General features: G+C 50.6%; 10 protein-coding genes. 7 read left to right on the top strand and 3 right to left on the bottom strand.

What is annotated here, in order from left to right:
* Positions 1-33: 33 nt before the first annotated feature.
* The 6 genes from aceF to rng all read left to right on the top strand — a co-directional run bounded on the left by aceF (position 34) and on the right by rng (position 5,657).
* Positions 34-1,410: a dihydrolipoyllysine-residue acetyltransferase gene (gene aceF / locus BLO43_RS06465; protein WP_090906369.1), complete on the top strand. Its 1,377-nt coding sequence runs from the start codon at positions 34-36 to the stop codon at positions 1,408-1,410.
* A gap of 141 nt (positions 1,411-1,551) precedes the next feature.
* Positions 1,552-2,214: a nicotinate-nucleotide adenylyltransferase gene (gene nadD / locus BLO43_RS06460; protein ID WP_254773366.1), complete on the top strand. Its 663-nt coding sequence runs from the start codon at positions 1,552-1,554 to the stop codon at positions 2,212-2,214.
* Positions 2,211-2,708, top strand: a complete 498-nt coding sequence (rsfS, locus tag BLO43_RS06455; protein ID WP_090906368.1) for a ribosome silencing factor — start codon at positions 2,211-2,213, stop codon at positions 2,706-2,708. The genes nadD and rsfS overlap by 4 nt, the downstream gene beginning before the upstream one ends.
* 135 nt (positions 2,709-2,843) lie before the next feature.
* On the top strand, positions 2,844-3,311 hold the full coding sequence (gene rlmH / locus BLO43_RS06450; RefSeq protein WP_090906367.1) for a 23S rRNA (pseudouridine(1915)-N(3))-methyltransferase RlmH: 468 nt from the start codon (positions 2,844-2,846) through the stop codon (positions 3,309-3,311).
* A 166-nt stretch (positions 3,312-3,477) separates the two neighbouring features.
* On the top strand, positions 3,478-4,101 hold the full coding sequence (locus BLO43_RS06445) for a Maf family protein (RefSeq protein ID WP_090906366.1): 624 nt from the start codon (positions 3,478-3,480) through the stop codon (positions 4,099-4,101).
* A 104-nt stretch (positions 4,102-4,205) separates the two neighbouring features.
* Positions 4,206-5,657 (top strand): ribonuclease G, encoded by a 1,452-nt coding sequence (gene rng / locus BLO43_RS06440; protein ID WP_090906365.1) that lies wholly within the window; start codon positions 4,206-4,208, stop codon positions 5,655-5,657.
* Positions 5,658-5,957: 300 nt separating this feature from the next.
* Here rng and BLO43_RS06435 read toward each other — a convergent pair whose 3' ends face one another.
* Positions 5,958-7,157, bottom strand: a complete 1,200-nt coding sequence (locus tag BLO43_RS06435; RefSeq protein WP_090906364.1) for an ammonium transporter — start codon at positions 7,155-7,157, stop codon at positions 5,958-5,960.
* 287 nt (positions 7,158-7,444) lie between these two features.
* Entirely contained in the window at positions 7,445-8,182 is a 738-nt protein-coding gene (locus tag BLO43_RS06430; RefSeq protein WP_090906363.1) for a PEP-CTERM/exosortase system-associated acyltransferase, read from the bottom strand.
* 602 nt (positions 8,183-8,784) lie between these two features.
* On the opposite strand from BLO43_RS06430, the gene BLO43_RS06425 reads away from it, so the two are divergent.
* On the top strand, positions 8,785-10,203 hold the full coding sequence (locus BLO43_RS06425; protein ID WP_090906362.1) for a cytochrome P450: 1,419 nt from the start codon (positions 8,785-8,787) through the stop codon (positions 10,201-10,203).
* Positions 10,204-10,233: 30 nt separating this feature from the next.
* Here the strand turns inward: BLO43_RS06425 and BLO43_RS06420 are convergent, their stop codons facing one another.
* On the bottom strand, positions 10,234-11,247 hold the full coding sequence (locus BLO43_RS06420) for a fatty acid desaturase (protein WP_090906361.1): 1,014 nt from the start codon (positions 11,245-11,247) through the stop codon (positions 10,234-10,236).
* Positions 11,248-11,927: the final 680 nt, after the last annotated feature.

The following is an 11,927-nucleotide window of genomic DNA, read 5'->3' as shown; positions in this document are numbered from 1 at the left end:
ATCGGGATTAATGTAAACACGAAGGAAAGAAGCGTGGCAGAGACTAAACAGGTATTGATTCCGGACATCGGTGACTTTAAAGACGTTCCCGTGATAGAAGTGCTGGTGAAAGCCGGCGACTCGATCAAGGTGGAGGACTCGCTGATCGTGCTGGAATCGGATAAGGCGACAATAGAAGTGCCCTCCCCTTTTGCGGGTGTAGCCGGGGAAGTACTTGTAAAAGTAGGTGATAAGGTCTCTGAAGGTATGCCTATTTTAGTGATGCAAGTCGCTGAAACGGACAATTCGGTGAAAACTTCTCAAACCGCGCCATCATCAAGCACAGCTTCACAGCAGGCTTCCGAGTCGCAATCTCTTTCCGCACCTGTCCGGCACGCCGATTCTTCGGCAAATTCAGAGGCGGAGACCTCTCGATCGGCGCAGGCCTCAATTCCGAAGGCAACCCATCAATCCTCTACACGTCCACCAATAGACGAAGCTACCTTCGTAAAGGCCCATGCGAGCCCCTCAGTGCGGCGAGTTGCGCGCGAACTGGGCGTGAATCTGGGATTGATAAGCGGCAGCGGCCCGAAACAGCGCATACTCAGGGAAGACGTACAGGCCTATGTCAAGGCTGAATTATCAAAACCACGTGGTGGCAATGGCGCGGAACTTAATCTGCTGCCTTGGCCGCAAGTAAATTTTGCGAAATTCGGTCCGGTGGAGTTGAAGCCACTGTCGCGTATCAAAAAAATATCCGGAGCGAATCTGCACCGTAACTGGGTAATGATTCCGCATGTGACACAATTCGATGAGGCTGACATTACGGAATTGGAAGCCCTGCGCAAGGAGTCCAATGAGGCGTCAAAAAAAGATGGCGTAAAGGTCACGATACTTGCCTTTTTGATGCGAGCATCGATAGCGGCATTAAAGAAATTTCCTGAATTCAATGCCTCACTGGATAGTGCTTCGCTTGACAGTGCTGGCGGCGAAATAAATCTGGTAATGAAGCACTATTACCACCTTGGTTTTGCGGCGGATACGCCAAATGGGCTGGTGGTGCCGGTCATTCGCGATGTTGATCAGAAAGGTGTGATCGACATCGGCAAGGAAATGGCCAATCTCGCGGTACTGGCTCGCGAAGGTAAGCTGAAGCCCACTGAAATGCAGGGCGCAAGCTTCACTATCTCGAGTCTGGGAGGTATCGGCGGCACCGCATTCACGCCCATCATCAACGCGCCGGAGGTGGCAATTCTCGGCGTATCCCGTGCCAGCATAAAACCTGTTTATCGCGATGGCCAGCTTGTTCCCCGTTTAATGCTGCCGTTATCCCTGTCTTATGACCATCGCGTAATCGATGGCGCAACCGCCGCGCGCTTCACTGCACACCTGGTCGAGGTGCTGGCCGATATGCGCCGGGTACTGTTGTGAGAAAGAGTTCGCCGCAGCGAAATGCCAGAATAAAGAATTTCAATCCAACTCCCGCCAAACCGAGAAATGAGCGATCAACTGCCGGATTCAGGTCGACAGGAAACTGTTTCCGCACTCCCTCATCTCCGATCTTCTCAGTCAATGAGATCCGAGTTTCCGCTCATTGGTATTTTTGGCGGTACCTTCGATCCCATTCATTACGGCCACCTGCGTGTGGCTGAAGAAATTGCCGAGACGATCAGCCTGCGAGAACTGCGCTTCGTACCCGCCGGTGTTCCGCGGTTGCGTCGTGCTCCCGCCGCATCGCTTCAACACCGTGCCGCGATCGTGCGTATTGCGATTCGGGGCAATTCCAGATTTGTACTGGACGAGCGCGAAGTTCGCCGTCATGGTGTAAGTTACAGTGTGGAATCGCTGCGCGAGCTTAGGCGGGAGATGGGGGAGCGCGCCATACTATGTTTCATCATCGGGACGGACGCGTTCATGAAACTCGCCGAGTGGCATAGCTGGCGTGAACTGTTCAGGTTATGCCACTTCATCATTGTGGCTCGACCGGGTTATGCGTTAGCATCGAATCTGCCGCAACAATTGGAAGAGGAGTGCGCGCAACGCTGGGTATCCAGCGCGGATAGCCTTAAATATACATCCAGTGGACTGGTTTTTATCGCGCCGACAACTTTACTCGATATTTCCGCAACGACCATTCGTGCGCATATCGCCGCTGGAAAAAGCGTCCGTTACCTGATGCCCGACGAGGCTCTCGATTATATTGCAGCGAATCACTTGTATTCAGGAGAAGGATGACACTCGCTAAATTGGTCAAAATAGTTGTTGCCGCGCTGGAAGAAATAAAAGCGCACGATATCGAAGCGCTGGATGTGACCCGGATAACCACTTTGTTCGACCGCATGATTATCGCAAGTGGGGATTCCAATCGTCACACCAGGGCTATTGCGAACAATGTGGTGGAGAAAGTCAAAACCGGTGGCGGTACGGTTTATGGCATGGAGGGTGAGCAAACCGGAGAATGGGTACTGGTGGATTTGGGAGACGTGCTGGTACACATCATGCAAACCACGGTTCGTGCCCACTACAATCTGGAAGAATTATGGGCAGAAGCGAAAAAGAAAAAGATAAGCAAGGCAAAGGCCGGTGCCGGTGAAAGCAAGGCTCTTCTTGAACCTCTTGTTGTCAAGTCATCGGCTGCCAAGCCATCGACCGTCAAGCCTCGCAAAACCTCCACTAAATCGGCCTCGCCGCTCAAGAAAAAATCTCCCAAGTCCGGCGGTGCTAGTTAAATCTGAGTACTTCGCATGAACCTGAATCCGGTAGTTGACCGCTCATTTAATAGGACAGTATTTTGATTAATAACAATATTTTTTATTATGTGACTTTCGCCTTCCAGGTGAGCCCGTCCAACTACCGGATTTAGATTGAAATTTCTTGTTTGTGCGGTGGGTCACAAAATGCCGCAGTGGATTGCGGCCGGTTTTGAAGAGTACACCAGGCGCATGCCACATGAAGCCACCATTGAATTGCTGGAAATCAAGCCGGAAAAGCGTAGCGGGAAGAAACTGGAACAGCTGCTGGCTGCCGAGGCTGTTCGCATCCTGGCGGCCCTGCCCCCCAGGTGCCGGATGGTGGCGATGGATGAACGTGGTAAACAATTGACTACTGCCAAGCTGGCGGATTCCATTACGGAATGGATGAGAAATGGCGGTGATACCGCCTTTATCGTGGGTGGAGCGGACGGGTTGGACGCTGGTATCAAGAATTCGGCGGATGAGGTTTTGGCGCTATCCGCACTGACACTGCCGCATGGTTTGGCGCGGATACTGCTGGCGGAACAATTGTATCGCGCCGTATCCCTTATCAAGGGGCATCCTTACCACCGGGTGTAGCAGGCACAGACCGTAAACATTTAAACCCAAATCCGGCAATCGACCGCTCATTGAGTACATCAGTATTATGATTAATGACAATATTTCGTATTATTTGACGGCCATCATTCAGGTGAGCCCGCTCCAACTACCGAATTTGAATTGAATAGAGTATTTCACAGAAAATATGACTCTACCGGAGAATCGCATTTATCTTGCTTCCCGCAGCCCCCGCCGGCGGGAGCTGTTGAAACAGATCGGAGTAAATTTCGCAACGCTATTACTGCGTGAAGCCTTACCCCGCATGGCGGATGTTGATGAGACTTCAATGCCGGATGAAGTGCCGGAAATTTACACCTCCCGTATCGCCCGGACCAAAGCCGGAACGGGGTGGATGCAGATTATGCAGCGCAAGCTGCCACAGCTCCCGGTGCTCGCCGCCGACACGATAGTGGTCCTGAAAGGCCGTGTTTTTGGCAAGCCGGAGAGCGCTGCCCATGCGCAAGAGATGCTCCGTGCTCTTTCGGGCCAGACTCATCAGGTATTGACCGCGGTCGCGGTAGCTGCGCAAAACGGAATACATGTGCGCACCTCCGCTTCCACGGTACGATTCCGCCACATCAGCGAACGCGAAATTCGATTGTACCTTGCCAGCGACGAACCGCATGACAAGGCCGGCGGCTATGCGATTCAAGGGATAGCGGCAGTTTTTGTAGCGGAGATTTCCGGCAGCTATAGTGGCGTGATGGGGCTGCCGCTGTTCGAGACCGGGCAACTGCTGGAAGAATCGGGTATAAAAATATTTCCCTAAGTAAAAAGGTAAAGATTTATTGACGAAAAGAGACCCTGCGGTTCATGGTGCTCCACTGAATAACGAGCTAATCAATGAACAGTCAACTGCCGGATTCAGGATTAATGACTAGCGAAATTCTTGTCAATGTCACGCCGCAAGAGACCCGTGTTGCCGTAATGGAGCACGGTGCGGTGCAAGAACTGCATATAGAGCGTACCAGCAGCCGCGGAATTGTCGGCAACATTTACAATGGGCGCGTCACACGGGTACTGCCGGGGATGCAATCGGCTTTCGTGGATATCGGTCTGGATCGCGCCGCCTTTCTCCATCTGGCCGATATTTGGAGGCTGCGCCAAAGCGAGGATGCCGATAAGCCCATTGAAAGACTACTGTACGAGGGAAAAAATATTCTCGTCCAGGTCATCAAGGATTCCATTAGCACCAAGGGTGCGCGATTGTCCACTCAAGTGAGTATTGCCGGGCGGATGCTGGTATATCTGCCGCAGGTGTCCCATATCGGGATTTCACAGCGTATCGAGGATGAAACAGAGCGCAAATTATTACGCGAAAGGTTGAAACACCTGCTGCTGCCAGGCGAAAAAGGTGGCTTTATCATTCGCACCATGGCGGAAGCCGCCAGTGAGCAAGATTTGCAGACAGATATCGATTACCTGTACAAGCTGTGGCACGACATTGAAGAGAAATCCTCAACCGGTATGCCCGGACTGCTTTATCAGGATTTGAATCTTAGCCATCGTGTATTGCGCGATTTCGTGGATGACGGCACGGCACGTATTCTGGTGGATTCACGCGAAACCTTTCAGAAGATGATTGTTTTTGCGCGAGACTACATGGCAAATGTGACGGAACGAGTCGATCACTATGCCGGAGAGCGCCCCTTATTCGATCTGTATGGCGTCGAAGATGAGATTGAGAAATGTCTGGCGCGACGGGTAAACCTTAAATCCGGTGGCTACCTTATCATTGATCAGACCGAGGCGCTCACCACCGTGGATGTCAACACCGGCGGGTTTGTCGGCGTGCGGAGCTTCGATGACACCATTTTCAAAACCAACCTGGAGGCGGCGCAGGTCATCGCACGCCAGTTGCGCCTGCGAAATCTGGGCGGCATTATCATTATTGATTTTATCGATATGGAAAGCGCGGAGCATAAAAATGCCGTGCTCACCGAATTCAAAAAGTCGCTGATGAAAGACCGTACGCGCATGACCGTCAATGGTTTCACCGCGCTTGGGTTGGTGGAAATGACGCGCAAACGCACACGAGAAAGCCTTGCCCATATTCTGTGTGAGACATGTCCTACCTGCCAGGGGCGTAGCGAGGTCAGAACCGCGCAAACAATGTGTTACGAAATCCTGCGCGAATTATTGCGCGAATCCCGTCAATTCGACGCCCGTGAGTTCCGTATTCTGGCTTCACAACAGGTCATCGATCTATTCCTTGACGAGGAATCCCAAAGCCTGGCCCAACTTGGCGATTTTATCGCCAAGCCCATTAGCCTGCAGGTAGAAGCCGCTTATACACAGGAACAATATGATGTCATTCTGATGTAACGGTTGCCCCCATGCGCTACCGGAAATTCACCAGTTATCCGTTTCGCTTCCTGGCATCGTTTATTCAAGATTCCTCAGGTTCGTATCTCGATTTAACCTAAATCCGGTAGTTGGACAGGGTGGAGTGTGCGGTTTTTGGGGGTGCGGGGCAAGGCGTTGCAACGCTGCCATGCGCCATAAAAACCGTGCGATCCGCCCTGTAGCGGACTCACCCAAAAGGTGAGCCTCACATAACACAGGAAATCTTTATGAATCATAGAACTAAACTCATGAATGAGCGGTCAACTACCGGATTTAGGTTTAATGTCCCCCTCCCATACCCTTGATTTCAGGAGGTGCGACATGAGTGAATTCCTCACTGTCCTCGTAGGCTAGATGCGTCGTCCCTGTGGCTTTGATCGCTGCACCGGCGATGAGTCCGGCAACGAAGGCGAACACTACGCTGAAAGTAATACCAATGAGCTGAGATGCTGCGATACCCGGCACTACCATGATGGCAATCAATGCACCTAACAATCCGGGCATCCCATGCAGATTATGGACGCCGCAGGTATCAACGATTTTGAAGCGTCTTTCCAATGCTGGTTGAATGAATACATACCCAATGACGCTGACAGCACCCGCCAACAGACCAATTGCGAAAGCGCCTGAAGGAGATACGATATTACATGTCGATCCAATGGCTACTCCCCCGGCCAGCGCCGCATTCGCCATGTCGACCATCGATGTCTTGCCTTTGTGGAAATACGTACTCAGGAAATAGGTGCTGAGTGTCGCTCCGCAAAGCGCCAGCACAGTGTTGACGACCGTCTGCGGCATCTGCTCGAAAGGTACGATAGCAGTGGCGAAACTGGGCCAAAAAAGCCACAGTACCATTGAACCAATCATCGCGAAGCGATCAGAAGTCTCGTCGGATTCAATCGGTTGACTACGTTGTCGGGAGGTGGTCAAAGCAAGGGATAACCCCAAGCCAAAATAGGCGCCAAAGGCGTGAATAATGACCGACCCAGCAGTGTCCTGATACCCCTCCGTCAGGCCCATCCCATTGTCCAGCACCAGGTATTCGTTCATCAGATACGCCGGCACCAGGAAAAGTGCCAGTAATGCATACTGGAAAACCCGTAAGCGACCCAGCACGGCTCCCATGGCAATCAATGCGGTCGCCACCGCGAATTCGGCGAAAAGCAGAGCCTTCACGGTGTTTGGCGCAATTTCATGGCCTAGAATTCCGTTCGCCCGCAGCAGCATATAAAGGGGAAGACCGACAGCCACCACCAGATAAGTGCCGGTCGTGGCGCCAAATCCATATCTTCGTACAAACACCATGAGAAAACCGAAGCCTACCAGCAACATCGCCAGGATATGAATGACGTAGTTATACTGAGCCACTTGCCGTGCCTCGCTGAGCTCGGAACCAACACTCTCGCTTGCCCAGGCACTGAAACATAGAAGAAACAGACTAGCCGCACCACACAGCGTCAAGCAGAAGCTTTTTCTCATTTGACTCTCCCTGTTTTTTTGCAGTTTATTGGGCCTACCCATGCAGGAGTGTGAACCTCAATAGCCTTAAACACAATAGGGATATGGAGTCTCGTGTAGCGGAGTAACTTATTGCTGCAAAAAGATATGCGATGAGGCGCAACTGCCGCGGGAGCCCGCTGGAAAGCTGTGATGAAGCTTGATTGGAGGTAGGGTTACATGCAGCTTAAAGATATGCGGGGGTCATGAAAACTGCAATTTTCCCCTACTCTATAAGCTTTTGTTTGAAGTAATTTGCAAAGAATTTGTTATGGTGTGCCGGCTTCTATATCTGCTGCGATGGTGCGGTAAAGCGAACGAAACATGCGTCGCATATTATTGATGATGCCGCTGATACTCATCATTGAGGGTATACGTTGACCGTGATGCTCAACCGGGCTTCCGATGGTTTGAATCTTGACACCCAGTTTCCCAAAATGAGCCGCTTGGCGTTCCTCTGTCAAAACGAACAGCGTATCAATCCCATTCAGGCGCGCCAATTCGATAGTACCGATGTAAAGACCGATTGGAATGTAGGGAAAGCGCGGGAGATCGGGTGTCCCGAAATCCTCATCCGAAATGCCGACGGTTTTAGTGGCTTCACCTTTACGCCTGCGGTAGCGCGAAATAACTGCGAGCCGTGACACTTCGGCAATGCTCTGACGCGGCAATTTCGTCGGATCAACGATCGAAAGGTCCAGTGCATTGGTGCAGGCTATCTCGAAAGGCAGGGAATGCTGGCGATTTTCCGGATCGGTGCGGACAATGCGGGTACAACCGATGAATTCATGTGTATTTACGTTGCGTATCAGGAGGTGCAGCGAACAAGCGTCATGTTCATCGATTTCGCGTCCATCTGGCCGCATCGGCTCAAATTTCAGATCTTCGCAATAAACCTGATGCCGCACGCGATATACTTCATCTTTCAATGCTTCCGAGTAAGCCGGTACAATCTCAAAATACTGTTTGAAGGCATTGCCCAGATCAAATATTTTTGGTAAAAACATGGCCAGCACACTCCTGAAACACTGTTATTCGTAGTCATTCCAGCTTTTCCAAGCTTCTAATATGCATGTTGCAATCAATCAGTCATTCTGTGTTCTTTTGCAAAGTTAGCTTGTCAGACGTCACACATTTCTGCGAGCATAGCCCGGCTTGAGCATATTTACAAACGCTATACTCCGGCGAGCGGGAAATCCAAGCGCGTTAAAGTATTTCGATGAGTTCCAAAGACGGTGCTTCCTTCGCTGCGATTGGCCGGGCGCTGGTGACGCAACCCAATACTATGTTGGCGGGTGAGTTGACCGCCACCTGATCAAAAAAATGAACATTCAAGCATTCTGCAGCCTGATGAAAGATATGAACGGCGATTTCGAGGCAAACTTTATTTTTTTCAGTCCGGCTTACTTATCAGGGCGATATCGGTCGATGGGTGCATAACAAGCCGGCCGAATCGGAAACCAGGGGTCGAGGTACACAAGAAATCAGTCACGAATGGTTGGGTTGTTTTTCATGAAATTGGTCACGCTACGGTTGAATGTGTTAGTGCGCGGCTGGCTTCGCGGCGCATGAGTCGCATTCTAAATTGGTTACTCTGGAGATACAGACAATGAAGACTCAATTCGAAACAACCACGGATTTACGGAGCCTGCCGCTGCCGCCTGGAATTCCCATACTCGGAAACCTGCTGCAGCTTGAGGCAACGCGTCTTCATTTGATCCTTGAAGATTGGTCCCGGAAGTATGGTGATTTTTACCGTTTAAAGGTGGCGGCCCGCACCGCGCTGGTGGTCTCCAACTGGCAGGCGGTTTCCGAGATTCTCCGGGCACGGCCGGAAACGTTCCGCCGTTTTTCCTCAATCGAGACCGTCTTTGGAGACATGGGAATATCAGGCGTATTATCGGCGGAGGGTGAGCAATGGTATCGGCAGCGAAAACTGACAATGCGCGCGTTTGACCCCGGCCATCTGCGTAACTATTTTCCAAGCCTCGTAAAGATTACTGAACGGCTACGGCAACGCTGGCTACGGGCGGCGGAGCAGGGAGAATCCATTGACATTCTGGCGGATCTGATGTGCTACTCACTCGATGTTACCGCTGGTTTGGCATTTGGTAGTGAGATCAATACTATAGACGGGAAGGATGCCGCACTTCAAAAATCTTTGGATATGATCTTCCCGGCTATCAATCGCCGGCTCAACACACCTTTTCCTTACTGGCGATATTTCAAGTTACCATCGGATCATGCACTTGATAACAATCTCCGTACATTGCGCGACAAAGTTGATACTTTTATAGTACAAACAAGGGCTCGTATGAATGCCGACTCTTCGCTGTTCGACCAGCCGCGCAATCTGATTGAAGCATTTGTTGCCGTACGCGATCAGCCGGATTCAGAGTTCACGGATGAGGATGTTTATGGCAATGTCTTCACAACTCTGCTCGTTGGAGCGGATAGCACAGCGAATGTATTCGCGTGGATCAGTTACTTTCTTTGTGAGGATTATGATGTTCAAGCCGCAGTGCAGGCTGAAGCCATCGCCGTGCTTGAGGATCAGACCGTACTACAGGATTTTGGCCGCATCTCATCGCTCCGGTATATCGAAGCAGTGGCGCAGGAGGCGATGCGTTTGAAACCGTCGGGACCGGTTGTCTTTCTTGAAGCGAAATGCGACACCATGGTGGGTCATGTCAGAGTCGCTCAAGGCACGCCGATCCTCGCTCTCATGCGACTTGGGGGGCTAGATTCACAAAACTTCCCCGACCCGCAACGATTTGATCCAAAGCGATGGGATGGGACAAGCAATCACTCCGAGATGGGGGCATCGGCTAAGCGGATTGTAATGCCGTTTGGGGCAGGACCACGTTTATGCCCTGGCCGCTATCTGGCGTTGCTTCAGATCAAAATGCTGGCTTCTATGCTAGGTCGAAACTTTATTATGGAGCGGGTGGACCAGGTATCAATCGAAGAAAGATTCAAATTCACGATGGAACCCGTGAACCTTAAGGTTAAATTGACAAAACGATAAACCTTGCACAGACTGAAAACTCACTTCGCATCAATCCACATTGACCCCGGATCTATCCTGAAATAAAGAAGGTTGCGATTTTAATACACGCCGCCGGAAGAAGTCACCATACCCATGTAACACACTTTCTTTATGTACAAGCCCGGCTTCCATGTACATACGATGTACAAGGGGCAAAGTTGAGAATGACAGGCCGGGATACATATGATGGTAATGGTGCAAAGTAAAATTCAGATTGGGCAAGAGCGCACGCTCCCACCAGGAAAGCTCAATCAGGTGTGTGGAATCATTGAGTTCTGTCGAATTGACATTGTATTTATGTTCGCTTAGCGCCCCAAGGCGCACCAGGCACTGAGCAACCGTAAGAAGCGGCAAAATCCAGTATAAAAGAAAGTAAGACCAGCCTCCGCTTAAGGATAATGCGGCTGCGACTATCGTCCAGAATGCGAAGCGTACCCACTTTGGTGTCGGGTTTCGCCGTCGGAATTCATCACGCATACCGGCGGCTTCAGGCCGCTTTCCACGAATCAAGCGCCAAATGTTGAGCCCAAAGATGTCACCAAAAAATAGACGCATGAGTTGCCGCCCTGACATCGGAATGCTCCATTCAGGTCCAGATTTACGAGCAAAGTCAGGATCCTTGTCTGTATAGAAGTACTTGTGATGCGCCAAATGTACTTGGGCATAACCTTCAACCGATAGTACGAGCAATGGGTAGGCGGCAAATAAATTAGTGATCAGATCGCCATAGCGTCCGCGCGATCCTAGTCTATGAACTTGCTCATGCACAAGTAGGCCCAGCAAATTCTGGCGGGTACCCACCAGAAAAATAGCAAGCAGACTCACCCATATACTCTCTGCCCAGATTGCGAGTGTGATCGCGGCGGCGATCACACACCATGCGCTAAACAACTGCCATATGAATAAAAGAGGGCGCGCTCCTACTAGGCTTCTGATATGGGTTTTTATCTCGGCTTCTCGTATTCGATCGCCTGATTTTATTATAGGAGGTAGAGCCTCTCTGTTAATAAGGGATATATCCATACCACTTGACCTCCTTGGATACCGAAGGCACCTTTAGAAAGAAGAGCCTGTCGTAATGCGATCAGCGTTTGTCCAGTCCAGGTTTACTGTTTATCCGTGCCAAGCGTAGAGGCTAACACCAATCGCAGGTTTTTATCGCTAAAAATTATTGCTCCCAGGATCAAGCAAATGATCATCAATATGGAGCTTGTCTAAGAACAAAAGAAAAACCAGGAAACCATTAAGAGATTTTTCTGGCTAGTATTAGTATATTAGTATATACGCTGGATATTCCGGCTCTAATTGGGATATACCCGGAATTCCGGCTCTATTTTCTCAATTGCTCCATGTGCGGACGTGCTAGGGGTGTGAAATTTGATGGCGTCTGTAGCGAGCAATTTATTGAACAGACAGCATCGAACGATGCCATCCTTTCCGCTGACTATATATTGTAATACTTAAAGATTGAGTGCGTCTATGATCCTTCCAGCTTATTTGGGATCTCACCCTGGAGTCTTCAGAAATTTTTGCCATAGTACTTCTCTAAGGGTGTGTGTAGCTATCTCGACGCCTTACTGGTAGAGTCTCCACGTGTACGCGCTATAACATGATACCCAGTTTTAACTTCAGTCCAGAAACAAGGCATTTTTCGACCATACGTGTATCCGTGTCAATATTTACCGTCTGCAGTCGTGAGACGG

The sequence above is a fragment of the Nitrosospira sp. Nsp13 genome, from assembly GCF_900101945.1.
Taxonomy (GTDB): domain Bacteria; phylum Pseudomonadota; class Gammaproteobacteria; order Burkholderiales; family Nitrosomonadaceae; genus Nitrosospira; species Nitrosospira multiformis_D.
The sequence above is the reverse complement of the archived record's forward strand: the minus strand, read 5'-3'. Positions and strand labels throughout refer to the sequence as shown.